Raw genomic sequence first — 24,018 nt, 5'->3', positions numbered from 1 at the left:
TCTGCGACGGGATGAACCAACAGGAGACCTCTCCATGTCAGCTACCCGAACCACGCCTTTTCGACGAACCCTCATTGCCGCGGCGCTACTCTGTGCAACTGCCGGTACAGCCCTCGCGGAGACCGGCAATCCGCGGGTCAACCAGCTTGGTTATATTCCGGTTGGACCGAAGATCGCCGTTTACGCCACGGGCAGTAATGCGCCCTTGGATTGGGAGCTTCGTCGCGGCAACACCGCCCTGGCTAGCGGTCAGACCATTCCCTTTGGGCATGATGGAGCCAGTGGCGAAAATCTCCACCACATCGACCTCAGCGACTTTGACGAATCCGCCGATAACCTCACACTGCACGTGGGCAGCGACCAGAGCCATCCCTTCGCGGTCGACGAGAACCTCTTCAGCGGTGTGCTCTACGACTCGCTGAAATACTTCTATCACAACCGTAGCGGCATTCCGATCGAGACCCGCTTTACCGGTGGCGGCAACTCCAGCTTCGCCGCGGACAGTCGCTGGGCCCGTCCGGCCGGGCATCTGAATCAGGGCGTAAATCAGGGCGATGAAAACGTTCAATGCTGGCCGGGGACCTGCAACTACTCGCTCAACGTAACCAAGGGCTGGTATGACGCGGGCGACCACGGCAAGTACGTAGTCAACGGCGGGATTTCCGTGTGGAAGCTGCTCAATATGTACGAGCGCGCGCTGCACCTGGGCAGCAATGCCGCTGCGTTCGCTGACGGCACGCTGAACATTCCGGAAAGCGGCAACGGCGTGCCGGATATCCTCGATGAAGTGCGCTGGCAGATGGATTTCATGCTGTCGATGCAGGTGCCGGAGGAGCAGCCGAAGGCTGGGATGGCGCATCACAAGGTGCATGATATTGGCTGGACCGGGCTGCCGCTGGCGCCGCATGAAGACGGTAACGAGCGCGCACTGGTGCCGCCGAGCACCACCGCAACGCTCAATCTGGCCGCGACGGGCGCACAGTGCGCGCGGCTCTGGAAGGATATCGACAGTGCCTATGCCAACCGCTGCCTGACTGCAGCGCAGACAGCCTGGGAAGCCGCGCAGCGTAACCCCAATGATCTGTATCACGGAGGCTACGACGATGGCGGCGGTGCCTATGGAGACGGCAACGCTGCGGACGAGTTCTATTGGGCCGCCGCCGAGCTGTATATCACCACCGGAGATGATCGGTACCTGCAGACCATCAACAACTATCAGGTCAATCGTATCGACTTCGGCTGGCCGAATACCGAGTTGCCGGGCCTGATATCTCTCGCCGTGGTACCGACGCCGCATACCACCAGCCTGCGCGCCAGCGCCCAGCGCAAGGTCGCTGAAATCGCCGATAACCACGTCAATACCATCAACAGCGTGGGCTATCTGGTGCCGACCAGCCAGCATGAATATTACTGGGGCTCCAACAACGTCATGGCCAACAAGCTGTTCCTGGTCGGTCTGGCGTACGACTTCACCGAGGATCGCCGCTATGGCGACGCTTTCGGCAAGGCGTTCGACTATCTGTTTGGCCGCAACACCCTGTCCTTCTCCTTTGTATCTAGCCATGGCGAGAACGCATTGAAGCAGCCACACCACCGTTTCTGGGCCGGTGCGCTGAACGGTAATTACCCATGGCTGCCGCCGGGTGCGCTGGCGGGCGGGCCCAATACCGGGCTGGAAGACGGCGTCTCCCAGGCCGCGCTGGGCGGCTGTGGCGCGCGACCGGCAACCTGCTACGTCGACAAGATCGACGCCTGGTCCACTAACGAAATCACCATCAACTGGAACGGCGCGCTGGCCTGGGTGTTGGCCTTCTACAACGATTACGCAGGCGCAGCCGAAGGTGGCCCGGTAAGCCCGCCACCGGATACCGACACGCCACCTGATAATGAAACGCCCACTGACCCGCCGCCGCCCACCGCCGGTGGTCCGGTGCGGTGCGAATACGTGGTGTCGAATGAATGGAACGTCGGCTTTACCGCGGCGGTACGCATCATCAATAACGGCAGCGAACCGGTCCAGGACTGGAGCCTGGAGTGGCGTTACGATGATGGTACCGAGATCACCAATATCTGGAATGCCAAACTATCAGGTAATGATCCCTACCGCGCGACCGATGTCGGCTGGAACGCTGTCGTGCAGCCAGGCCAGACCATGGAATTCGGTTTCCAGGCCAACAAGGGCAGCGGCCCGGCGCAGGTTCCGACTGTGAGTGGGGCGGTGTGTCAGTAGTGGCGAAACCTTCGTGCCGGAGCGCCAGGCGCTCTGGTATGAGCACACAGGTCCCGAAGATGGATGTCTCTCTGGCCCGATAGCCTTGGTTAACGCTTCTGCCGCCGCTCTGCCCGGGCCACTCGCTGACTCTCATCCAGCACGTCAGCCAGCACTTCCTGCACGTAGTGAATATGCTGGTCCGAGAGGTCCCGCGCAGCATCCGCTTCACCGGCCATGATTGCCCGATACAGTGCGTTGTGTTGTTTCATCAGCATATCGCGGGTTTCGGTACGCTGGGCATACATGCCGCCGATATTGGTCACCACGTTGCGCTTGAGCAAGTCGAAAAGGCCACGAATGGTGTGCAGCAGCACGGCGTTGTGACTGGCCTCGGCTATGGCCAGATGAAAGCCGGCATCCGCCGCGCCTTCGTCGGCCCGGCTGGCCTTGCCGGCCCCGGAATAACAGTCCTGTAGAGTCTCAAAGGCTTCGGTCAAACGCTGGCGATCCGGCTCGGTCGCCCGTTGCGCCGCGTAATAGGCACAGGCGCCCTCAAGGGTATGGCGAAATTCCAGCAGGTCGCGCTGTGCTTCGGGATTGTCTTCCAGCAAGGGCAGCAGGGGATCACTGAATGTCGAGCCCAGGGAATCGGCGATATAGTTGCCGCCGCCTTGACGGCTGACCAGCAAGCCCTTGGCCGCCAGCTTCTGGATCGCTTCGCGCAGCGATGGTCGCGAGACGCCGAGCTGCTCTGCCAGCACCCGCTCGGCGGGCAAGCGTTCACCGGCCTTGAGTGTACCTTCGAGGATCATGCCTTCCAGTTTGGCGACGATGTCATCCGACAACCGGCGCACCTTTATCTGACCGAACCCCATTTCTCTCTCCAACTGTGGCTGGCCCTTGCTTCGCGCTCGGTACCGCTGACGAATCAGTTTAACCAGCCGCTGAGGACCGGGCAACGACGCCGCGTAGCGTGCTTCTTCGACCAAAGGGGTATATCCCGCAGATTGACAGCCAAACCTCTGACTCTTAGTGTGAATCCCGTGCTTTGTAAATTGGTCTTACCAATTAATGCGGGGCTCGAGAATAAATCCAATAATGTGCTGAGGTTTTCCCGTGTCGAATCCCATTTTTCCTGATAATCGTGCTGTGGGCTGTATGTGCCACTGCATCCACGGCTAAGGGGAGCATCACCATGTCCACTGGTCTGCTCGCTCTCCTGGCATTTGCTCCCATTCTTCTGGCCGCCATATTGCTGGTTGGCCTCCGCTGGCCGGCGAAACGCGCCATGCCCCTGGTCTACCTGGTTACCGCAGCCGTTGGTCTGTTCGCCTGGGACATGAGTCTCAACCGGGTCCTGGCGTCAACCCTTCAGGGGTTGATCATTACCCTCGGGCTGCTGTGGATTATCTTTGGCGCGATACTGCTGCTCAATACGCTCAAGCATTCGGGCGGCATCACCGCGATCCGCGCTGGCTTCGCCACTATCAGTCCCGACCGCCGTATTCAGGCGATCATCATCGCCTGGCTATTCGGGTGCTTTATTGAAGGTGCCTCGGGTTTTGGCACGCCGGCGGCAATTGCTGCGCCCTTGCTGGTTGCCATCGGTTTTCCGGCCATGGCTGCGGTGCTGATGGGCATGCTGGTACAGAGCACGCCAGTGTCCTTTGGCGCCGTGGGTACGCCCATTGTCGTCGGGGTCAGCACCGGGCTGGATTCTGCCGTCATCGGTGCACAGCTGGTCGAACAGGGGGCATCCTGGGTTCAGTTCCTGCAGCTGGTCACCAGCGAAGTGGCCATCATCCATGCCGTCGTCGGTACCGTTATGCCGCTGATCATGGTGCTGATGCTGACGCGCTTCTTCGGAGCGGAGAAGAGCTGGAAGGCCGGCTTCGAAGTATTGCCTTTCGCTCTTTTTGCCGGCCTGGCGTTTACCCTGCCCTATGCCGCGACTGGCATCTTCCTCGGGCCGGAATTTCCGTCGCTCGGCGGCGGCTTGATCGGCCTGGCAATCATAACCACTGCCGCCCGCAAGGGTTTTCTGCTGCCCAGGACCACCTGGGACTTTGCCCCTGCCAGAGACTGGCCCACCGAGTGGCTGGGCACTGTGGAGATGAAGCTGGATCAGCTCACCGCCAAATCAATGAGCAGTCTGCGAGCCTGGCTCCCCTATGTCCTGGTCGGTGCGCTGCTGGTGATCAGCCGCGTAATGCCGGAGCTGAGCTTCGCTCTGAAAGCGGTGGTTGCCAACTTTCCCGATCTGCTGGGCGAGACCGGCGTGAGTGCCAACTTCATGCCGTTGTATCTGCCGGGCGGCATTCTGGTGGCGGTGGTCATCGCCACCTACTTCCTGCACGGCATGAAGGCACGGGAACTCGGCGCCGCCGTAAAGGAGTCTTCTGGCGTGCTGGTCAGCGCCGGCTTTGTGCTGCTGTTTACCGTGCCCATGGTGCGCATTCTGATCAATTCCGGCGTCAACGGCGCCGACCTGGACAGCATGCCGATTCTGATGGCACGTTGGGTCGCCGATAGCGTGGGTGGCATTTATCCACTGCTGGCGCCGAGTATCGGTGCGCTGGGTGCGTTTATCGCTGGTTCCAATACCATCAGCAACATGATGTTCAGCCAGTTCCAGTTCGGCGTAGCCAGTAGCCTGGGTATTTCCAGTGCGCTGATCGTCGCCGTGCAGGCCATTGGTGCCGCAGCCGGGAATATGATCGCCATTCACAACGTAGTCGCTGCGTCGGCCACCGTGGGGCTGCTCGGACGCGAGGGCAATATCCTGCGCAAGACCATATGGCCAACCTTTTACTATGTGCTATTCACCGGGTTGATTGCATTGTTCGCCGTTTACGTACTGGGTGCTAGCGACCCGTTGGCAGCAGGTTGACCTAAGGTGCGCCTGGCACGGCCGGAGCGCATGGACATTTTCTCGCCCGGAAACACGGGACGCCACTGACTATTCTGGCGTTCCGGTCTCCAGGCGTCTTTTTCCAGCTTTAGAGTAATGCTCATGATCATTTCAGCCTCTACGGATTACCGCGCCGCGGCACAACGCAAACTGCCAGCGTTTCTCTTCCATTACATAGATGGCGGCTCCTACGCGGAACGTACGCTCAGACGTAACGTCGAGGATCTGGCCGGGATCGCCCTGCGCCAGCGCGTGCTACGTGACATGTCCGAGCTGAGCCTGGAGACCCGCCTGTTCAACGAGACACTGTCGATGCCGGTGGCCCTGGCTCCCGTCGGGCTGACCGGCATGTACGCACGGCGAGGCGAAGTGCAGGCGGCGAAAGCGGCAGCGGACAAGGGCATCCCCTTTACCCTGTCCACCGTATCGGTGTGTCCGATCGAGGAAGTCGCGCCGGCTATCAAGCGGCCGATGTGGTTTCAGCTTTACGTGCTCAAGGACCGGGGCTTCATGAAGAATGCGCTGGAGCGGGCCAGGGCGGCTGGCGTCACTACCCTGGTATTCACCGTCGACATGCCGGTGCCGGGGGCGCGCTACCGTGATGCCCATTCCGGTATGAGCGGCGCGAACGCGCCCATGCGCCGAATACTGCAGGCCATGACGCATCCCGCCTGGGCCTGGGATGTTGGCCTGTTCGGCCGGCCCCACGATCTGGGCAACATCTCCACCTACCGTGGCAATCCCACCGGACTGGCGGACTACATCGGCTGGCTGGGCGAGAATTTTGATCCGTCCATATCCTGGAAGGATCTGGAGTGGATCCGCGAATTCTGGGACGGTCCTATGATCATCAAGGGCATCCTCGATCCCGACGATGCGCGTGACGCAGTGCGCTTCGGTGCTGACGGGATCGTGGTATCCAACCACGGCGGACGCCAGCTCGATGGGGTGCTGTCCAGTGCGCGCGCGCTGCCGTCGATTACCGATGCGGTGAAGGGCGATCTGACCATCCTGGCCGACTCCGGCGTTCGCACGGGCCTGGACGTGGTGCGTATGCTAGCGCTGGGCGCCGACACCGTGATGCTGGGACGCGCCTATGTCTACGCTCTGGCCGCGGCCGGTGGCGCCGGGGTGAGCAATCTGTTGGAGCTGATCGACAGGGAGATGCGCGTGGCCATGGTACTGACCGGCGCCCGAACTATTGCAGAGATCAGCGCCGATTCCCTGGTACGCGAGCTCGGCCGCTGAGCCCGGCACCCTTGATGACTACCGGAGCCTCCATGACTACCTCTAGCCTGCCAACAGCCTTTCTGATGGCCGTCGAACGCGTGATCCCGCGCGAGCGGCGCTTTGACGATCCGCTTTCCACGCTGGCCTTTGGCACGGATGCCAGCTTCTACCGGCTGATCCCGAAACTGGTGGTGAGGGTCGAGTCGGAGGCGGAAGTCGTGCAGCTGCTCAGGCTGGCGGGTAGTCATCAGGTACCGGTCACCTTCCGCGCCGCCGGCACCAGCCTGTCCGGCCAGGCGATCTCCGATTCGCTGCTGATCGTGTTGGGAGATCACTGGAACGGCCGCGAGGTACGTGATCAGGGCCGGCAGATCCGCCTGCAACCAGGGGTAATCGGCGCCCAGGCCAATACCGCGCTGGCGCCCTTTCTACGCAAGATCGGGCCCGATCCGGCCTCGATCAATGCGTGCAAGATCGGCGGGATCGTCGCCAACAATGCCAGTGGCATGTGCTGTGGTACCGCCCAGAACACCTACCACACCCTGGCCGGGATTCGCCTGGTGCTGGCCGATGGCAGCGTGTTCGACAGTGAAGATCCGCTGAGCGTCTCAGCCTTCGAGACCAGCCACGCCGAACTGCTTGGACACCTGGCCGAACTCGGCCGCCTGACCCGCGCCAATACCGCCCTGGCCGACAGAATCCGCCACAAGTACCGGCTGAAAAACACCACCGGACTGTCCCTAAACGCCCTGGTCGACTTCGATGCGCCGCTGGATATCCTCAGTCACCTGATGGTCGGCTCCGAGGGCACTCTGGGCTTTATCAGTTCGGTCACCTACCACACGGTGCCGGACCACCCGCACAAGGCCAGCGCGCTGCTGGTGTTCCCCGACGTGCACAGCTGCTGCCGCGCCGTGACGGTACTCAAGCCGCAGCCGGTGTCGGCGGTGGAGCTGCTGGATCGGCGTAGCCTGCGCTCGGTAGAGAACCAGCCGGGCATGCCTGACTGGGTGAAAGGTCTGTCGGCCAATGCCTGCGCCTTGTTGATCGAATCCCGCGCCGCCAGCCAATCGCTGCTGCATGAGCAGCTGGCGTTGATCATGGCGTCGATTGCCGACTTCACGCTGGAAAAGCGCGTCGACTTCAGCGAAGAGCCGGCTGTTTACAACCAGCTGTGGAAAATTCGCAAGGACACCTTCCCCGCCGTCGGCGCGGTGCGCCAGACCGGCACTACGGTGATTATCGAGGACGTGACCTTCCCCATCGAGCAACTGGCCGACGGGGTCAACCGGCTCATCGAGCTGTTCGAGCGCCACGGCTATGACGAGGCGATCATTTTCGGTCATGCGCTGGAAGGTAACCTGCATTTTGTGTTTACCCAGGGCTTTGACGACCCGCAGCAGGTAGCGCGTTACCAAGCCTTTATGCAGGACGTGGCGCAACTGGTGGCGGTGGAATTCGGCGGCTCGCTGAAAGCCGAGCACGGCACCGGACGCAACATGGCGCCCTTCGTGGAGCTCGAATGGGGGAACGACGCCTACCAGCTGATGTGGAAAATCAAACGTCTGCTCGATCCGCAGGGCATTCTCAACCCGGATGTGGTGCTCAGCGATGATCAACAGATTCACCTCAAGCACCTCAAGCCGCTGCCGGCGGCCGACGAGATCATCGACAAGTGCACCGAATGCGGCTTTTGCGAGCCGGTCTGTCCGTCACAGGGGCTGACCCTGAGCCCGCGCCAACGCATTGTTATCTGGCGCGATATCCAGGCGAACAAGCGCGCCGGCATCGATACCACCGTCATGGAACGCGCCTATCAATATCAAGGTGTTGATACCTGCGCCGCCACCGGGCTGTGCGCCCAGCGCTGCCCGGTGGGTATCAACACCGGCGACCTGGTGCGCACGTTGCGCGGCGGCGCTGCGAACAATACGAGGATCGCCGACTGGCTGACGGATCACTTTAGCGGCGCCATGGGCGCTACCCGCTTGATGCTATACGCCGCCAAGGGGGCACGCATGACCCTCGGCGCTCCGTTGCTGGCCAGCGCGACGGCAATGATGAGCAAGGTCAGCGGCGGACGAATACCGCAGTGGACGGCCGCCATGCCGCAACCGGTTCGCGGCATGCGCCTGCCCATCGCTGTCGCTGATTCCCGGCCACGGGTAGTCTATCTGGCCGCGTGCGTCTCCCGCGTCATGGGGCCAGCCGCCGGTGATACAGAGCAGATGCCGCTGCTGGACAAGACGCGGGCCCTGCTGGAAAAAGCCGGCTATCAGGTGGTATTCCCGGCACAACTGAGTGAGCTCTGTTGCGGACAGCCCTTTGCGTCCAAGGGCTACGCCGAGCAGGCCGAACGTAAGCGGCAGGAAATGATCGCGGCCTTGCTCGAAGCCAGTCGCGGCGGGCTGGACCCCATCTACTGCGACACCAGTCCCTGCACCCTGCGTCTGTTGCAGGATGGGGCGGACCCACGGCTGGATCTGTACGATCCGGTGCGTTTTATCCGCGAGCATTTGCTGCAGCGTCTGGAGTTTACTGCGCAGCAGGCTCCGGTCGCGGTGCACGTCACCTGCAGCACCCAGCATCTGGGCGAGGCCCAGGGGCTCATCGACATCGTCAAGCGCTGCACCACCCAGGTGGTCATTCCCGAGGGCATCCACTGCTGCGGCTTCGCCGGCGACAAGGGTTTTACCACGCCCGAGCTGAATGCCCATGCTCTGCGTCATCTCAAGGACGCCGTGCAATATTGCGCGGAGGGCATCAGCACCAGCCGCACCTGCGAGATTGGCCTGAGCCAGCATGGCGAGGTCGATTATCACGGGCTGGTGTATCTGGTGGACCGGGTCACGCGGGCGCGGGCGCGGGCGCAATAGGGCCCTCTGCCAGAACCTTGTGGCCGGGCCCTGACTGCCCGGCCTGATCTCTGGCGGCGGTGCCATCCTCCGCCAGAACCTCCTGCTTTGAAATCCCGAACGCCAGCTGCACCTGCTTACCTGTGCATAAAACGCTCTGGCATGAGGGTTTTGTTCATTTTCCTGGGTTATCAATGCAACACAGCCAGCTCATGCGCTGTCCATAGTGTGCACCCTGCACAGACTTTTCCGGTCCACCCATCCTTTGACGGACAGGCGCATGCGCCGCGCACGGAACAGTGTTTCCGCAACCCAGCAAGTCGAGACTGCCATGAAAAAACAATTGACCGCGGCATTATGCCTGCACCTCTGGTTACTGCCAGGTTATGTTCTGGCCCAATCAGATGAGGTTTCGCAGAGCGATCAGGAGATCGTCGATGTCGTGCTGATAGGCGGCGGGACCATGAGCGTAACGCTGGGCACCTGGCTCAATGAGCTTGAGCCCGATTGGAATATTCAGTTATACGAACGCCTCGACGGCATTGCGCAGGAGAGTTCCGATGGCTGGAATAATGCTGGCACTGGCCACTCCGCCTTTTGCGAAATGAATTACACCCCGACCACGGATGACGGCGGTGTGGATATTGCGCGCGCGATCGGCGTCACCGAACAGTTTGAGATATCGCGGCAATTCTGGGCTCATCAGGTCGAGCGGGGCGTTCTCTCTGATCCACAAAGTTTTATCTCGTCAGTACCGCATATGAGTCTGGTTTGGGGACAGGAGAATATCGACTTTCTGAACGAGCGCTACGAGCGGATGTCGGAAAATCCCCTCTACACCGGCATGCAATACACAGAGGACGAAGCCACCATCGCGGAGTGGCTGCCATTGGTCATGGCGGGCCGCGAGGAAGACACTCCCATGGCCGCCACCCGCATGGATCTGGGCACCGAAGTCAATTGGGGTGTGCTGACGCGTCAGATGGCTGATCACCTGGCACAACAGCCAAACATATCGCTGGCGACCAATAGTGAGATACGTGGGCTAGAGCGTAACGAGGATGGAACATGGCGCGTCACTGTGGCCAATCTTGAAAGCGGAGAAACAGAGACCGTCAATAGCCGCTACGTTTTCAATGGTGCCGGCGGTGCGGCGCTCCTGTTGCTTCAGGAGTCCGGTATCCCTGAGGCCAAGCAATACGCCGGTTTCCCGGTGGGCGGCTCCTTTCTTTACACCACGAACCCCGAAGTAGTGTCCCAACATCAGGCGAAGGCGTACGGCCTGGCGGCTGAAGGGTCGCCACCGATGTCGGTGCCGCATCTCGACCTGCGTTACCTGAATGGCCAGCCGACTCTGTTTTTTGGACCCTTCGCTACTTTTTCGACGAAGTTTCTGAAAGAAGGCTCCTGGACGGATTTGTTCAGTTCAATGACCTTCAGCAATATCCTGCCGATGATGGAAGTGGGGCTGAGTAACTTCAATCTGGTGCGCTATCTGGTTAGCGAAGTGCTTCAGGACCGCGAGGATCGGCTCGACGCACTACGTGCCTATTATCCTGAGCTGAACCCCGACGACTGGGAACTCACGAACGCCGGCCAACGGGTGCAGATCATCAAGAAGACCGATGAAGGCGGAACCCTGCAGTTCGGCACCGAGGTGGTGGTCTCCGAGGACGGCACCTTTTCGACACTCCTGGGCGCCTCTCCAGGGGCATCCACTGCTCCGCCAATCATGCTCAATCTGCTGATAAGGGTCTTCCCCGAGCAGGTCGAGAGCGCTGAGTGGCAGGCGACGCTTAAGGAAATCATTCCATCGTTTGATATGAAGCTGGCCGAAAATCCCGAGTTGCTGCGCGAGGTTCGCCTGAATTCGTCCCAGGTACTAGAGCTGGAAGGCCAGGAAGCTTTTGTTCGAGCCCACCTGCCAGGCGGCGACAGCGGCACCACGCAGGATACCAGCGCCACTAGCGAAGCGTTGGAGGAGACCACCGAACCAGTAGGCGGCCCAACGGGAGACATTGAGAACGCGGACGAGGAAGAGCGTATGGAAAGCGCTACAGACCGCTGAAGCGCTAGATACCGCAATAGGTCTGGTTTGGCCGGCCTTCCCTCTGGAAGAGCCGGCCATTCCATCTGGCCGGTTGCGCTCAGTACGTGGCAGCAGTTCCCCTCAAGTTTCTGGTTGATTCACATCCTGCGTCTGATGCGCTTGGACTCTGAGATCGCCAGATCCGAGACCCGGCTATTGCGCGTTTCAGATGCGCGTTTCAGAACATACGAGTGAAAGATGGCGACAGCCCATACTTGTGAACCGCATCCCGCAGTGCATCAGGAAACGTAGGTATTATCCCCCAGCTTGGACGATCACCCGCCCGGATATAAACAACGCTCAGCGTCAGGGAAGGCCTTTTGAGAACGTTACTTCTAACCTGCACAGCCTTCACCCTGATTGGCTGCGCTGCGCAATCTCCCGAGTCCCAACTTCAGCGCAAGGATACGGTTCGTGTTTGCCAGCATGCGAGCTGCGTCGAGCAGGACGCGAGCAAGGTTACCTTCGAAGCTCAACCGGTCGATGAGGAAAGCGCACGGCGCTTGCAGGCGCTGACGGAACTGGCCGAAAAAGATCCCCGCGCGGCGCATGATCTAAGCCTGCGGCTTTTTCGTGGTGATGGCGTACAGCGCAATAGCTACCAGGCCATCCAGTGGCTACGCAAAGCAGGTGATGCGGGCCTTATGGATGCGCAACTGGGGCTCGGACAACTCTATCTGAATGGGTTCGAGGAAATGGGCCCGGACCCTTCAGAAGCCCAGGCCTGGCTCTCCCGCGCGGCATCGCAGGGCAGCAAGGAAGCGCAGCAATTGCTTCCTCAGGCGCAGGCAGCCCGCAACGTTGAGCACGCAAGATACCGCGCTCGCGAGGCCATGCGCACCCAGTGGGCACCCTGGTACCTGAGCGCCCGCTATTACTGGCACTGGCGCGGCGCGCGTTGGTATCTGCATTGATTGTTGCCAACCGCACCCACTCATTTCCAAAGACAGAAGACAACACGGACATGTACAAGAAAACTCTGCCCCTGATCGCACTCGCTTCAGCCCTGGCTCTGACCGGTTGTGTTACACCCGGCGGGAACATAAAAACCGGCAATAACGCCACCGCGGCAACGGGCGCTGCTGGCGGTGCCAGTAGCGTCGATGCCAACAGCGCGCTGGAGCGCTGTGATGCACCGCTAGGCACCCTCGCAGTGGATGACGGGCGCGGCAAGGAATGGTTCGCCAATTTTGGCCGCGCCACCCAGGTGACCACCATCGAGCCCCTGATCCGCCTGGCCGTGCAACAGTCCAACTGTTTCGTTATTACTTCTGTAGGGAATAACCGTACCGAAAGCCGGCTCAGCGCTATCACGGACAAACAGCGAAACTCCGGCGAGTTCCGCGCTGGTTCCCAGCAACACAAGGGTCAGCGCGTTGCAGCTGACTACTTCCTGGAGCCGGCAATCATCATCAATAACGACTCGGCTGGCGGGCTGGCCGCAGGAATGGGTGGGCTTGTAGGTGGCATTGCCGGTGCGGTGGCGGGTTCGCTACAAAGCAGACAGTCTGTAGTGACCATGAGCATGTTTGATATTCGCTCCGGCGTGCAACTGTCCATCTCCGAAGGTAATGCCACTGCGACCAACTTCGGCGCAGCGCTGGGCGGGTTGACCGGACGTGCTGCGGGCGGTCTGGGCGGCTTCTCCCGCACGCCGGAAGGCAAGGCGACGGTTGCGGCGTTCATGGATGCCTACAACGGTATGGTTATCTCCCTGCGCAACTACCAGGCACAGGAAGTTGAAGGCGGCCTGGGTAAAGGCGGCCAACTGAAAGTTGGTATGTAGTCACTGCCAATTTGATCGAACGGAGGCATCGAGCCTCCGTTTTTGTTCCGCCAGGTCACGGCTGTTATCAAGAGGGCATCCCGGAATCCCACATGTCCAACAGCTCAATCATCTCCTCGCGAACCTTCCCCTGCCCGACAGCTGTCAGCCAGACGTTGTCGTCTGTTGCACACTGGGCCAGCCGCGCCACCGAGGCGGGCGTCAGTGCGCCGAGCCTTGGATAACCGCCAATGGTCTGGCGATCATTCATCAGTACTATGGGCTGCCCGTCCGGGGGCACCTGCACGGCGCCGAGGGGAATTCCTTCCGAGATCAAGGGTGCGCCTGTATAGCGTAAAGGCTTGCCGGACAGCCGGACGCCCATGCGGTCGGAACGGGGGTCGATTCGCCATGGGTGGTTGAAGGCTCTGAACAACGACTCGCCGGTAAATCCGGCAATCTGCGCGCCGGGTATCAACTCCAGGCGGACAGCATGGCCGTATGCGGGTATGTGTTGCTCTGGCATGGTACGCGGAGAGCTTGCCAGGCTTTCGAATTCTAAACAGTCATCCCGTCTGAGCGCCTGGCCCGAGCCGTCGAGCCCACCCAGGCTCTCGCGCGTTACTGTCGAGGCGGATCCAAGCACCCGTGGGGCCCTGAATCCGCCGGGTGCGGCGAGGTAAGCGCGAACGCCGCTGAAGGGCGAATTGAATTCCAGGCGTTGGCCGCGTTGCACTGGAAAACTGCGCCAGGGCGCGATGGCCTGCTCATCAAGCGTGACGCTCAAATCAGCGCCTGCCAGCGCCAGCGTGGTATCGGATTCGCAGCGCAGGGTGACGCCGCCCATCGGGATCTCCAGGGCGCAGGCGGTCGGCACGTTACCCAGCATCCAGTTGGCCCAACCCATGGCAATCCAGTCCAGCGCGCCGCCCTGGGTGACGCCGAGATGGCGAACACCAAAACGTCCGCCATCCTGTAGCTGGGCCAGGCCGAGGCTGCGTTCGACTGTGAGCCTGTTCATGCGTCACCCGATACGGGCGTGTCGTCGCCGCCCAATCGGACAAATTCGGCGTGCTCGACCGGCACGAACCGCACGCGATCGCCGGGCCGCAGCATGCTGTAGCCATCCCGGTTTCGATCAAACAATGGCGCTGGCGTGCGGCCCACCAGATTCCAGCCGCCCGGTGATGCCAACGGATAGGCCGCGGTCTGGCGCTCAGCTATGGCTACGCTGCCAGCCGGCACCCGTTTGCGTGGCGTGGCCAGGCGCGGTGCGGCGAGCCGCTCATCGAGCAAGCCCATGTAGGCGAAACCCGGTGCAAAGCCCAGCGCAAACACCTGATATTCGTGATCACTGTGCAGCGCGATGACCTGACTCACACTCAACCCAGTGAGGCCTGACAGACGTTCGAGATCGGGCCCAACGCTGATGTCGTACCACACTGCAATCTCATGTTCGCGACCGGCGTGCTCGGGTGGGAGAGGCTGCAGCCCTGCCAGTGCCGTGGTGATCAGCTGGCGCGCGGTGATCTCATCCAGCTGACGCAGATCGTAGTGCAGCATCAGGGTGGTGTAGGACGGCACCAGGTCGATCAGCTGGTCACCGAACTGCCGGCGTAATTGCTGGGATGCTGCCAGCAACCAGGGCATGTTGCCTTCCTCGATGCGATCGAACAGACGAATCATCAAGGTATCGACTGCAGCCCGCTCGATGTGCAGTTTCATATCCGCGAGGCAGCGTCCAGCGCCGCGGCGATCTGCCGGACCACGGCCACCGATTCGGCGTTGTCGCCATGTACGCATAGCGTATCGGCGGCCAGCATAAGAGAGGACCCGTCAGAAGCGCGCAGAGGCTCACCGCGGGCGAGTATCAGTGATTGTTGAAGAATCAGTGCGGTGCTCTGGTGCACCGCACCGGATTGATCGCGCGGTACCAGCTGACCGGAGGCGTCGTATGCGCGATCAGCGAAGGCCTCGAAGATGAGCTCCAGACCGAATTCAGCGGCCAGACTGCGGACCGCGCTGTTGTCCTGCTGCGCCAGCACGACCAACGGCAAGGCCGGATCATAATCACTGGCGGCCTGCAGGACGGCGCGGAGCACATCGGGTTGCTGCATCATGTCGTTGTACAGTGCGCCGTGCGGCTTCATATAGCTGACCCGCCCGCCCTCGGCGCGGCAAATGCCGTCCAGCGCGCCGATCTGATACAGCAACATGTCGCGGATTTCCTGGGCCGAGCATTTCATTGAGCGCCGGCCAAAACCCATCAGGTCCGGATAGGACGGATGGGCGCCGATGCGTACGCCATGCTCCAGCGCCAGCAATGCGGTACGACGCATGATCCCAGGGTCGGAGGCGTGATAGCCGCAGGCGATGTTGGCGCAATCAATGTGCGGCATGACCTCTTCATCCAGCCCCATGCGCCAGGCGCCGAAGCTTTCTCCCATATCGCAGTTCAGCAGAAGCTTTCGCATGCGGTTCCTCGTCAGGCAACGCGACGGCGTTCAAGTGACCCGAACCAGTCCAGCGTATCCTCCCAGAGAGGCTGTGCACTGGAGCGGAAATAGCCCATGTGTCCCATGGCAGGCAGACCGCGTTCCGCCGGTACTACCGTGACAGGCTGATAGGGTGCCTGGCTGTAACCGGGCATGAAGGCGTCACGTGAGCGCGGCGAGGCCCACAGATCGTCAGTCGTGTTCAAGGCGACGATGGGCGTTGTGACACTGGCGAAGCTTTGATGCACATGCTCCATCTCCGGATCCTCGAAGAAGTAGCGCGGGTTGCGGCACCAGCGCTTCCACTGACGGTACACGCCCATGGGCAGATCTTCACCCATGCCCAGCCGGCTCCACGCCAGGTAGCCCTTGGTGCGGGTGATCACCGGCGCAACCAGCTCCCACATCGCCTGGACACGAATGCGCTCAAGCGGCGGCATCCAGCCGTGCCAGCCGGCACCCGTGCCGAAGGTATAGAAGCCACTGACCTGCTGGTGATTGGGTAGCAAACCAAACGCATGACCGCCAAAGGAGTGCCCGACCATATACAGCGGGAGCTGATCGGCGCTCATGTGATCCACGGCGGCGGCGAGATCCAGATAGGCCCAGTCCAGGTACTGCATATCGAAACCGCGCAGTGTTTCAGGCGCCGAGCGACCGACGCCGCGGTAATCGAGGGTCAGCGTGGTGTAGCCGCGCTGCGCTGCGTGTTCAGCGAAGCGTCGGTAAAAGCGCTGGGGCACCCCTGTGGCGCCGGCGACAATGAGTTTGCCTATCGGCTGTTCAGCCGGATAGAGCGTGGCGCCGAGAAGATAGCCATCAAGTGCAGGCAGTGTAAAAACATCGTTTTGCATGGGGTTCCCTTTGACCTGCAGGTGTATCTGCGCGCTGGCCCGGTGTGGGGTCGTCAGAAATAGTAGCAGAACCTCTGTTGAAGATGCTGCCCACGCCTGATCGTGCACGCTTTGCTGGATCAGGCGTTCTTGATGCCTGCGAACAGCCCGCGCGGTATCCAGCGCAGGTATACGAGCATGCCGAACAGCTCGACCAGCGACTGCACCACGATGACCAGGGCGGCGACCTCCCAGCCATTGGGCAAGCCGAGGGCGAAGGGCAATACCACGAAGGAATTGCGCGTACCGAGACTGAACGCCAGGGTGCGGCCCTGGCTGTCCGGGAGTTGCCACAGCCTTGCCTGCAGCTTGGCAACGAGCGCGGCGCTCACCAGGTACGCAACATAGATCGGAATCACCCAGGGCAACCAGGCCAGCGCTGCCTGCAGCGTCGACACCTGCACCGCAGCGACCAGCAGAATGACCAGACCGAGCAACGGGATGGGCCACCAGGCCAGCGTATCGCGCAGCACCTCACGGCCCGTCTGCGCCTCGATCCAGCGCTCGCTGATAGCTGCGGCAACGAGCGGCAGCAGCACGATCAGCAATGCCGGCGCGACATCTCCCAGCGATAACACGGCGCTGAGCTGCGAGTCGGTCATCGCCCAGAGATACAGGGGCAGCAAGCACAGTTGAAACAGCAGGTTGAGCGGCGTGACAGCGACGGCGCGGGGCACATCGCCGCCGCCGAGCTGGGTGAAGCTGATAAACCAGTCGGTGCAGGGCACCAACAACACCAGCAGCACGCCGAGCCGCAGGGGCGCGTTATCCGGCAGCCACTGCACCAGCGCCCAGACTACAAGGGGCATCAGCACGAAATTACCGGTCAGCACGGCACTGCCAAAGCGCCGGTCACCAAACGCCTGGCGCACATGCAGCAGCGGTACCTGAAGAAAGGTGCTGTATAGCAAGACCGCCAGTACCGGCCAGATCAGCTTTTCCAGCAACGAGCCGGATCCGGGCAGCAGACCTCCGACCAGGATGCCGATCAGCAGTCCGGTGAGATAGACCCAGACCTGATGCCGCTCAAGCGTAATCCGCTTCAGGACTCTCCGTCCTTGTTCTTCAAAAGCGACGCCAGGTCCGCAAACGCCTTGTGGGTGGCCTTGCCGGCCACCGGCGTCGCGGTGGATGACTCGGTGAAATACTGCTGATCGGTATAGCGGGAGTGCTCGTTGTCGTGGCAATACAGACAGAGCAGTTCCCAGTTGGAGCCGTCCTCAGGGTTGTTGTCATGATTGTGGTCGCGGTGGTGTACGGTCAGCTCGCCGATGCGCTTGCCATCGAATTCGCGGGCGCAACGGCCACAGACCCAGGGGTACATCTTCAGCGCTTTTTCACGATAACTGGCTTCGCGGCTGGCGTAGGTGCTTTTGGTGGATGTCATTGCCCTGCCCTCGTGTGTCTTGATGTGTGAGTTGTCCGTCCCGGCTTTGAAACCGCTCCGCGCGTGGCGACCCAGATGGTATGTTTGGGACCCCGGTTGCCGTGTGCATAGACCTGCCGTTCCTCCGCGTGAAAGCCCGCCTTGCCGAGTCGACTGGAAAATTCGCGGTCGGCGCTGGCGGACCAGACGGTCAGCATGCCGCCGGTTCGTAATGCCCGCGCGCAGGCGCGCAGTCCATCCAGGGAATAGATCCAGCTATTGGTATTGCGGGTCAATCCCTCCGGACCGTTGTCGATGTCCAGCATGATCGCATCGAAGCTCCCGGCGTTGTCCTGCAAGATTACCGCAACGTCTTCATTCAATACCCGGGCGCGCGGGTCGTCCAGCGGATTGCCAGCTTTGGCGCCAAGGGCGCCCCGGTTCCATTCGATCACGCCGGGCACCAGCTCGGCGACGGTCACCTCGGCATCGGGCGGAAGATGGCGCAACGCCGAGGCCAGCGTGAAACCCATACCCAGTCCGCCAATCAGTGCGCGCACCTGACTACGTCCCGCCAGCGAGCGGCAGGGGATCTCTGCCAGGGCGTCTTCGGAGCCGTGCATGCGGGTATTCATCAACTGCCCGCCCTTGCCGCTTTGCAATTTGATGACGAAATCATCCCCGTATTCGAACAGGCAAAGCGCTTCGCTCGTGTTGGGAATGGGGGCGGTATCGAGCAACAGGTGTCGCTTCATGAGTGCTTTCCGTTAAGCGGGCGATGGCCGGATTATGCCCGATTGGCCTGGCTGCGCGGCAATCGCGTAAGCTGTGCGCCCTTCTTTACTTCTCAAGGTGTGTTTCGATGATCATGAAGGCAATCAGAATCGGCCTCGGTAATCTGATCGTGGCGGGTGATTACATCAGCCGTCCGCCCCGTATGAAGCGCTCGCCCGAAGCCCAGGCGGTGGTCAACCAGGCCGCAGCGCATTTGGCGCTGTACCAGTTCAAGGCCTGCCCGTTCTGCGTCAAGGTGCGCCGCACAATGCACAAATTGAACGTCCCGGTGGCGCTGCATGACGCGAAGAACAACCAACAGGACCGACAGACGCTGCTTGAACAGGGCGGGCGTATCAAGGTGCCCTGTCTGCGTATCGAGGAAGATGGTCAGACGACCTGGTTGTACGAATCCAGGGCGATCGTCAGTTACCTCGAGGGCCGTTTCGCTGCCGTCTGAGTGAAACACCTGCTGGCACAGAACTTCTACGGACAATGGTTCTCTACCTGACATTCAGCCGAGGAAGCGATATGTCCGAGATACCCGCAACAGAACTCGATTGTCTGGTCATTGGTGGCGGCCCCGCGGGCCTGACCGCTGCGATCTATCTTGCGCGCTTTCACCGGCGCTGCCTGATAGTCGACGCAGGGGCCAGCCGCGCTTCCTATATCCCTACCAGTCACAATTATCCCGGGTTTCCGCCTGGTATAAGCGGCCCTGAGCTGCTCTCACGGCTGCGCACTCAGGCGCTCGAATACGGTGCGCGCATAGAGACCGGTACGGTCGAGCGTCTTGGGCGCAAGGGTAATGTTTTCGCGGCGCATATAGGCGCACGCGAAATTACCGCCAGCAGCGTGATTCTAGCCACGGGCATTGAAGATATATTGCCGGATATGCCTGATATAGAACGGGCTATCACCTCCGGGATCGTCCGGCTCTGCGCTATCTGTGATGGTTATGAAGTAAATGGCGATGATATTGCGGTATATGGCGAGGCTGAGAATGCGATCAATCATGCGGTATTTTTGCGCACCTTCACCGATCGGGTGACGGTAATCGTTCATGGCGAGCCGGACGCCTGCACCGATGCGCTGGCCAAAGCTGCGCGTTACGATATTACGCTGATCAGCGACGAGGTCCGCCGCATAAGCCTGACCAGGGATGATCGAATAGAGGTGACGACAGCTCAGGGCAGCCGTTACGTGTTCGACATTATCTACCCGAACCTTGGAAATACCTGTCGTGCCACGCTGGTACATCATCTGGATGCAAAGCAAGACGGAAACGGTGCCCTGATCGTGGACGGCCATCAGCAGACGTCGATCGAGGGCCTGTATGCGGTGGGTGATGTGGTGGTGGGTCTCAAGCAGATCAGCGTGGCAGTTGGGCAGGCTGCTCAGGCCGCGACCGCCGTACATAACCGACTGGAAAACAATCCCTGGCGTCGGCCCGCTCCCGCTTGAGGTAACGAGCTGGAAAGCAGGGCCGCTCGGAGGCTGCCCTGCGTTGTTCCGGTCAGGCTCGGGGGACGCGACGGCCCATCACCAGCGAAATGACAAATAGCACAAGGAATACGACGAACAGTATCCTGGCAATGCTGGTGGCGGTGCCGGCTATGCCACCGAAGCCAACATCAAGAGGCTGAAGGAGGTCCTTGGCTGCATGCGAGGCTCTGCTTGATACGACCGGGCGGCCAATATTGTTCCGTGGCCCTCCGGCCTGATGCTGTTACTCGGCCACGCTCAATGCCGAGCTGTCGACTTCCCTTACGCCGCGGATGTTTTTCGCGGTTTGCTCGGCCAGGTCTTTTTCCGCGTCGGTATCCACCGAGCCCTCCAGCACCACCTTGCCGTTATTGGTATCGACGGAAATATCCAGGCCGCTGAGACTGCGGCTGAACAGGTAGCTCGACTTCACTTTGCTGGTGATCCATGCGTCACTGATAGCGTTACCGGCGTCGTCCGCCGTTTCGGCCACCGTGCCCTCTGCTTCGTTGGCATCTTCACCGGTTACCTGCAGTTCGTTTCGAATCTCCCGGACGCCATCGGTATCCTCGGCAAGGCGTTCGGCCAGTTCCTTGGATGCGGATGAATCGGTTTCACCGGTTAACGTGACCACGCCATTCTCGGTGTCGACGTGAATATCCAGGCCTTCGGTGCTGCTGTTCCATAGCAGCTTGGATTTGATAGTGGCGGTAGTGGTGGAATCGCTCATGCGCTCGGCCAGGGACCGTTCGCCAGCCGCCTTGCCGTGCTCTCTTTCTTTACCCACCTGTAGCTGGTTGTCGATGTTATCGATGCCTTCGATGTCCGCTGCGATTTGTTCAGCCAGGTCCTTTTCGACGTCAGACTCGACCTCCCCCGTCAGCACCGCGGTGTCGCCCTCGACTTCGACATCAATCGAGAAAGGACTGAGATTGCGGTTGGTGGCGATTGCGGTGGAGACCGAGCCTTCGGCACGTGCATCGTCCAGCTGGCGATTCAGGTCGCCGTCATCGGCATGGGCAGCCATTGGCGACAGTGCGACCAGACCGGCGGTCGCGGTGGCAACGGCGAGTTGTTTCAACTTATGCATGGCGATTCCTCTTCTATCAGATCCGTTTGAATTGCTTCAGGAACAGGGCAATCCCCGTGCCAATTGGACTTGGGCTTTTTTCATTAAGTTTCAATCGCTTATTGAAGCGCCACAGGTTCGCCCTTATGCACTCTGCACGAAATGGCCGTATGCCTGCATGCAGATTGCACGGAATCGCCAATGCGCGGCGCACGCCGCGCGGCAGCCGCGGGATTTGCTGCTGCGATCATCTCTGCTATATCTCAAGGTTAAGAGCAGGCCATCTGGCCGGCATTGCAGCGGAGTAGGACCATGTTGCGCTTTCTCTATCCGATGACCCTGGTGTTATTGCTTGGCGCTTGCCAGACCACACAGGGCCAGCGCGATTTCGACAGCAACCGCGACTTCACTCAATATCGCGACTGGAGCTGGAGTGAGCCGGCGGTGAGCTATAGGCCCGCTGATGACCCGCGTATCACCAGCGATCTGACCACGCAGCGAATCAAGGAGGCGGTCAGCGGCCAACTGGATGCGCGCGGACTGCGCCCGTCCAACGACGGCGAGCCTGATTTGCTGGTGCGGGTGTACATGATTGTTGAGCAACGGCAGGACAACGTGACCACTCACTACGGTGGCGGCCATTATTACTGGGGCTGGGGCATGATGGGACCGATGAGTCAGACCCGTACCCTGACCTACGATGTGGCCACCATGCAGATCGATCTGACCGATGCTGCGGATGACAAATTGGTCTGGCGCGGGAGCACCAGCGAGGTGCTGAATCAGCGTCAGCGATCACCCACTGACCGCACCCAGAGCACACACGAGATGGCGCGTGAAGTGCTTGAGGGCTATCCACCCTACTGACCCGGCAAACAGGCTGGTTATCCTGCGAACCAGTCAGAAATTGGCCGGCGTGGTTGCGCTGATCAGAATGCAGGATACATCGAAGGGGTTGCGAAAGCGGTGTGGCTGGCTACTTTCGAAATAGTAGCTGTCGCCGGTATCGAGTACATACACCTCGCTGCCGATGGTGATTTCCAGCTTGCCGGCAACCACCGTTCCAGCCTCCTCGCCTTCGTGGTTGAGCATATCCGGCCCGGTGTCAGAGCCGGGTGGGTAGGTTTCGTTCAGGAATGAAAACGCCCGGTTCTGGTGACTCTTGCCGACCAGTTTCATGGACACCTGGCCTGAACCGATTTCCAGCAGTTCATCCTTGCGAAAGATCACCTTGCGCTGGTTGACCTGCTCGGCTTCGGAGGAAAAGAAATCCACCAGCGACATGGGGATGCCCGCGAGCACTTTCTTCAGAGAACTCACAGAGGGACTGACGCTGTTCTTTTCGATCATGGAGATGGTGCTGTTGGTGACGCCGGCGCGTTTGGCCAGTTCACGCTGGGATAAGCCCTTCAGCTTCCGAATGGTTTTGAGACGGGCGCCAACATCCAAGGTTTGGATCCTCCGGGAGCTCAGGAGCCTCTGAATAACTACTGCGCTCGGCCATGCTGCGTTGAAATCCTCCCGAAACTCGGCGTCTCAAAATGCTCATTTACAGCACGTAAACTCCGCTTTTTCGTCGGCTTTCGCCTTGCCTGACCTTCGCTCGCTACGTTCTTCAGAGGCTCCTAAGGCGAATCAATACTAGGGGGCAATTTGAGGCGAATCATTGCACGGCCGTTCGAAATTTTCAACGCAGCTTATTGCTGATAATGACGGGGTACGCGGTTCAGATTACAGAACAGTTGATAGGCAATGGTGCCCGCCCAGCCGGCGACCTCGCTGGCATTCAGCCCTTCACCCCATAACCGCACATGGCTGCCGAGTCCGGACTCCGGCAAGTCGGTCAGATCAACCGTCAGCATATCCATGGATACGCGCCCGGCGAGGGTGGTGCGCAAGCCATCGACCAGCACCGGCGTGCCGTCGGGCGCGTGGCGTGGATAGCCGTCCGCATAGCCCATGGCCACCACGCCCACCCGCGTAGGGCGGGCGGTGACGAAGCGCGAACCGTAACCAATGGGTTCGTTGGCGGGCACGTGGCGCACAGCGATGATTTTCGAATCCAGCTGCATGACGGGTTTCAGGTTGGTTGCGCTGTCCTGTGCGAAATCAAAGGGCGTCGCGCCATACAGCATGATGCCCGGCCGCAGCCAGTCGCCGTGTGCCTGGGGCCAGGCCAGCACGCCGGCTGAATTGCACAGACTGCTTGGCCCATCGAGGTTTTTCGTGGCCTGTTCGAAGACCGCCAGCTGCTGTTCGGTACGTCCCGTAGAGGGCTCGTCGGCGCGTGAGAAGTGAGTGATCTTGGTCAGACTGGTCACGTTAGGATTTGCCTGCAGCCTTTGCCATATCGCCGGGTACTCCTCCGGCGTAAAGCCCACCCGATGCATGCCGCTATCCAGTTTCAGCCATACATGGACAGGTTGGCTCAGGTTGGCCTGCTCGAGGTCCGCCAGTTGCCCATGATGGTGAACCACAACCCACAATTGCTGTTCGGCAATCAGCGGCAGCTCGCTCGCTTCGAACCAGCCTTCCAGCAGCAGTATCGGATGCTCGAGCCCCGCCTGGCGCAGCTGCAGAGCTTCTTCGATGCAGGCGACCGCATAACCGTCTGCCAGATCGGCCAACGCTTCGGCGCAGCGTACCGCGCCATGGCCGTAGGCATTGGCCTTGACCACGGCCAGGGCTTTGCTGGAGGAAAGCTGTTTGGCCAACAGGTAGTTGTAACGCAGGTTGGCGAGGTTGATCAGAGCGTGGGCTGGGCGCATGGCGGCGTATTCCGGAGGACGGCAGGTGCCTAGATTAGCAGACCGGAGCGGGCGCGCGGACGCCGGGAATCAATCGCAGCGGACGTTTTCTGTACCCGGCGCAGCG

21 protein-coding genes and 1 pseudogene are annotated in these 24,018 nt (G+C 60.8%); 10 read left to right on the top strand and 12 right to left on the bottom strand.

What is annotated here, in order from left to right:
* Positions 1-34: 34 nt before the first annotated feature.
* On the top strand, positions 35-2,230 hold the full coding sequence (locus tag FZE95_RS06020) for a glycoside hydrolase family 9 protein (RefSeq protein WP_150299934.1): 2,196 nt from the start codon (positions 35-37) through the stop codon (positions 2,228-2,230).
* 89 nt (positions 2,231-2,319) lie between these two features.
* Here FZE95_RS06020 and FZE95_RS06015 read toward each other — a convergent pair whose 3' ends face one another.
* Complete coding sequence (locus tag FZE95_RS06015; protein ID WP_150299933.1) at positions 2,320-3,087, bottom strand: FCD domain-containing protein; 768 nt, start codon at positions 3,085-3,087, stop codon at positions 2,320-2,322.
* Positions 3,088-3,407: 320 nt separating this feature from the next.
* Between FZE95_RS06015 and FZE95_RS06010 the strand changes: the two genes are divergently transcribed.
* From FZE95_RS06010 to FZE95_RS05985, 6 genes are all read left to right on the top strand, one after another.
* Positions 3,408-5,102: an L-lactate permease gene (locus FZE95_RS06010; protein ID WP_150299932.1), complete on the top strand. Its 1,695-nt coding sequence runs from the start codon at positions 3,408-3,410 to the stop codon at positions 5,100-5,102.
* A gap of 123 nt (positions 5,103-5,225) precedes the next feature.
* Positions 5,226-6,371 carry an FMN-dependent L-lactate dehydrogenase LldD gene (lldD, locus tag FZE95_RS06005; protein WP_150299931.1) on the top strand — a complete coding sequence of 382 codons (1,146 nt, stop codon included), beginning with the start codon at positions 5,226-5,228 and terminating at the stop codon, positions 6,369-6,371.
* Between the two features lie 32 nt (positions 6,372-6,403).
* Positions 6,404-9,229, top strand: coding sequence for an FAD-binding and (Fe-S)-binding domain-containing protein (locus tag FZE95_RS06000; protein WP_150299930.1), 2,826 nt, complete (start codon positions 6,404-6,406; stop codon positions 9,227-9,229).
* 310 nt (positions 9,230-9,539) lie between these two features.
* The gene (gene mqo, locus FZE95_RS05995; protein ID WP_150299929.1) at positions 9,540-11,276 is read left to right on the top strand and encodes a malate dehydrogenase (quinone); all 1,737 of its coding nucleotides are present in this window, start codon (positions 9,540-9,542) and stop codon (positions 11,274-11,276) included.
* A 341-nt stretch (positions 11,277-11,617) separates the two neighbouring features.
* Entirely contained in the window at positions 11,618-12,211 is a 594-nt protein-coding gene (locus FZE95_RS05990; protein ID WP_223824985.1) for a tetratricopeptide repeat protein, read from the top strand.
* Positions 12,212-12,261: 50 nt separating this feature from the next.
* Positions 12,262-13,083 carry a hypothetical protein gene (locus FZE95_RS05985; protein WP_150299928.1) on the top strand — a complete coding sequence of 274 codons (822 nt, stop codon included), beginning with the start codon at positions 12,262-12,264 and terminating at the stop codon, positions 13,081-13,083.
* Positions 13,084-13,150: 67 nt separating this feature from the next.
* On the opposite strand, the gene FZE95_RS05980 is transcribed toward FZE95_RS05985, so the two are convergent.
* The 7 genes from FZE95_RS05980 to FZE95_RS05950 all read right to left on the bottom strand — a co-directional run bounded on the left by FZE95_RS05980 (position 13,151) and on the right by FZE95_RS05950 (position 18,571).
* Positions 13,151-14,083: a 5-oxoprolinase subunit C family protein gene (locus FZE95_RS05980; protein ID WP_150299927.1), complete on the bottom strand. Its 933-nt coding sequence runs from the start codon at positions 14,081-14,083 to the stop codon at positions 13,151-13,153.
* Positions 14,080-14,787 carry a 5-oxoprolinase subunit PxpB gene (gene pxpB, locus FZE95_RS05975; protein ID WP_150299926.1) on the bottom strand — a complete coding sequence of 236 codons (708 nt, stop codon included), beginning with the start codon at positions 14,785-14,787 and terminating at the stop codon, positions 14,080-14,082. The genes FZE95_RS05980 and pxpB overlap by 4 nt, the downstream gene beginning before the upstream one ends.
* Positions 14,784-15,536, bottom strand: a complete 753-nt coding sequence (locus FZE95_RS05970; protein ID WP_150299925.1) for a 5-oxoprolinase subunit PxpA — start codon at positions 15,534-15,536, stop codon at positions 14,784-14,786. The genes pxpB and FZE95_RS05970 overlap by 4 nt, the downstream gene beginning before the upstream one ends.
* 11 nt (positions 15,537-15,547) lie before the next feature.
* The gene (locus FZE95_RS05965) at positions 15,548-16,411 is read right to left on the bottom strand and encodes an alpha/beta hydrolase family protein (protein ID WP_150299924.1); all 864 of its coding nucleotides are present in this window, start codon (positions 16,409-16,411) and stop codon (positions 15,548-15,550) included.
* A 119-nt stretch (positions 16,412-16,530) separates the two neighbouring features.
* Positions 16,531-17,397, bottom strand: coding sequence for an arsenic resistance protein (locus FZE95_RS05960; protein WP_223824984.1), 867 nt, complete (start codon positions 17,395-17,397; stop codon positions 16,531-16,533).
* Between the two features lie 95 nt (positions 17,398-17,492).
* Positions 17,493-17,837, bottom strand: a complete 345-nt coding sequence (locus tag FZE95_RS05955) for a YajD family HNH nuclease (protein WP_150299923.1) — start codon at positions 17,835-17,837, stop codon at positions 17,493-17,495.
* Positions 17,834-18,571, bottom strand: coding sequence for a spermidine synthase (locus FZE95_RS05950; RefSeq protein WP_150299922.1), 738 nt, complete (start codon positions 18,569-18,571; stop codon positions 17,834-17,836). Before FZE95_RS05950 ends, FZE95_RS05955 begins: the two co-directional genes overlap by 4 nt.
* A gap of 107 nt (positions 18,572-18,678) precedes the next feature.
* On the opposite strand from FZE95_RS05950, the gene FZE95_RS05945 reads away from it, so the two are divergent.
* Both FZE95_RS05945 and FZE95_RS05940 read left to right on the top strand, forming a co-directional pair.
* Entirely contained in the window at positions 18,679-19,050 is a 372-nt protein-coding gene (locus tag FZE95_RS05945; RefSeq protein ID WP_150299921.1) for a glutathione S-transferase N-terminal domain-containing protein, read from the top strand.
* Positions 19,051-19,121: 71 nt separating this feature from the next.
* Positions 19,122-20,054, top strand: a complete 933-nt coding sequence (locus FZE95_RS05940) for an NAD(P)/FAD-dependent oxidoreductase (RefSeq protein ID WP_150299920.1) — start codon at positions 19,122-19,124, stop codon at positions 20,052-20,054.
* Positions 20,055-20,106: 52 nt separating this feature from the next.
* Here FZE95_RS05940 and FZE95_RS19715 read toward each other — a convergent pair.
* Together FZE95_RS19715 and FZE95_RS05930 are read right to left on the bottom strand one after the other, a co-directional pair.
* Positions 20,107-20,223, bottom strand: a pseudogene (locus FZE95_RS19715) (DUF1328 family protein); the annotation flags it as partial.
* A gap of 96 nt (positions 20,224-20,319) precedes the next feature.
* Positions 20,320-21,165, bottom strand: coding sequence for a BON domain-containing protein (locus FZE95_RS05930; RefSeq protein ID WP_150299919.1), 846 nt, complete (start codon positions 21,163-21,165; stop codon positions 20,320-20,322).
* 291 nt (positions 21,166-21,456) lie between these two features.
* On the opposite strand from FZE95_RS05930, the gene FZE95_RS05925 reads away from it, so the two are divergent.
* Positions 21,457-22,011 carry a DUF4136 domain-containing protein gene (locus FZE95_RS05925; protein WP_150299918.1) on the top strand — a complete coding sequence of 185 codons (555 nt, stop codon included), beginning with the start codon at positions 21,457-21,459 and terminating at the stop codon, positions 22,009-22,011.
* Between the two features lie 33 nt (positions 22,012-22,044).
* On the opposite strand, the gene FZE95_RS05920 is transcribed toward FZE95_RS05925, so the two are convergent.
* Both FZE95_RS05920 and alr read right to left on the bottom strand, forming a co-directional pair.
* Entirely contained in the window at positions 22,045-22,593 is a 549-nt protein-coding gene (locus FZE95_RS05920; protein ID WP_150299917.1) for a cupin domain-containing protein, read from the bottom strand.
* Positions 22,594-22,841: 248 nt separating this feature from the next.
* A complete protein-coding gene (gene alr, locus FZE95_RS05915; protein ID WP_150299916.1) occupies positions 22,842-23,912 on the bottom strand; it encodes an alanine racemase in 1,071 nt (356 codons plus the stop codon).
* Between the last annotated feature and the right edge of the window lie 106 nt (positions 23,913-24,018).

Source organism: Pseudomonas profundi (genome assembly GCF_008638305.1).
Lineage (GTDB): Bacteria > Pseudomonadota > Gammaproteobacteria > Pseudomonadales > Pseudomonadaceae > Halopseudomonas > Halopseudomonas profundi.
Note: the sequence above shows the minus strand (reverse complement) of the source record. Positions and strands in the feature narration are given on the sequence as shown.

Excerpts from the sequence above, each read along its gene's own strand:
- FZE95_RS06020 (WP_150299934.1), top strand. The coding sequence starts at position 35 with ATGTCAGCTACCCGAACCACGCCTTTTCGACGAACCCTCATTGCCGCG.
- FZE95_RS06015 (WP_150299933.1), bottom strand. The coding sequence starts at position 3,087 with ATGGGGTTCGGTCAGATAAAGGTGCGCCGGTTGTCGGATGACATCGTC.
- FZE95_RS06010 (WP_150299932.1), top strand. The coding sequence starts at position 3,408 with ATGTCCACTGGTCTGCTCGCTCTCCTGGCATTTGCTCCCATTCTTCTG.
- lldD (WP_150299931.1), top strand. The coding sequence starts at position 5,226 with ATGATCATTTCAGCCTCTACGGATTACCGCGCCGCGGCACAACGCAAA.
- FZE95_RS06000 (WP_150299930.1), top strand. The coding sequence starts at position 6,404 with ATGACTACCTCTAGCCTGCCAACAGCCTTTCTGATGGCCGTCGAACGC.
- mqo (WP_150299929.1), top strand. The coding sequence starts at position 9,540 with ATGAAAAAACAATTGACCGCGGCATTATGCCTGCACCTCTGGTTACTG.
- FZE95_RS05985 (WP_150299928.1), top strand. The coding sequence starts at position 12,262 with ATGTACAAGAAAACTCTGCCCCTGATCGCACTCGCTTCAGCCCTGGCT.
- FZE95_RS05980 (WP_150299927.1), bottom strand. The coding sequence starts at position 14,083 with ATGAACAGGCTCACAGTCGAACGCAGCCTCGGCCTGGCCCAGCTACAG.
- pxpB (WP_150299926.1), bottom strand. The coding sequence starts at position 14,787 with ATGAAACTGCACATCGAGCGGGCTGCAGTCGATACCTTGATGATTCGT.
- FZE95_RS05970 (WP_150299925.1), bottom strand. The coding sequence starts at position 15,536 with ATGCGAAAGCTTCTGCTGAACTGCGATATGGGAGAAAGCTTCGGCGCC.
- FZE95_RS05965 (WP_150299924.1), bottom strand. The coding sequence starts at position 16,411 with ATGCAAAACGATGTTTTTACACTGCCTGCACTTGATGGCTATCTTCTC.
- FZE95_RS05955 (WP_150299923.1), bottom strand. The coding sequence starts at position 17,837 with ATGACATCCACCAAAAGCACCTACGCCAGCCGCGAAGCCAGTTATCGT.
- FZE95_RS05950 (WP_150299922.1), bottom strand. The coding sequence starts at position 18,571 with ATGAAGCGACACCTGTTGCTCGATACCGCCCCCATTCCCAACACGAGC.
- FZE95_RS05945 (WP_150299921.1), top strand. The coding sequence starts at position 18,679 with ATGATCATGAAGGCAATCAGAATCGGCCTCGGTAATCTGATCGTGGCG.
- FZE95_RS05940 (WP_150299920.1), top strand. The coding sequence starts at position 19,122 with ATGTCCGAGATACCCGCAACAGAACTCGATTGTCTGGTCATTGGTGGC.
- FZE95_RS05930 (WP_150299919.1), bottom strand. The coding sequence starts at position 21,165 with ATGCATAAGTTGAAACAACTCGCCGTTGCCACCGCGACCGCCGGTCTG.
- FZE95_RS05925 (WP_150299918.1), top strand. The coding sequence starts at position 21,457 with ATGTTGCGCTTTCTCTATCCGATGACCCTGGTGTTATTGCTTGGCGCT.
- alr (WP_150299916.1), bottom strand. The coding sequence starts at position 23,912 with ATGCGCCCAGCCCACGCTCTGATCAACCTCGCCAACCTGCGTTACAAC.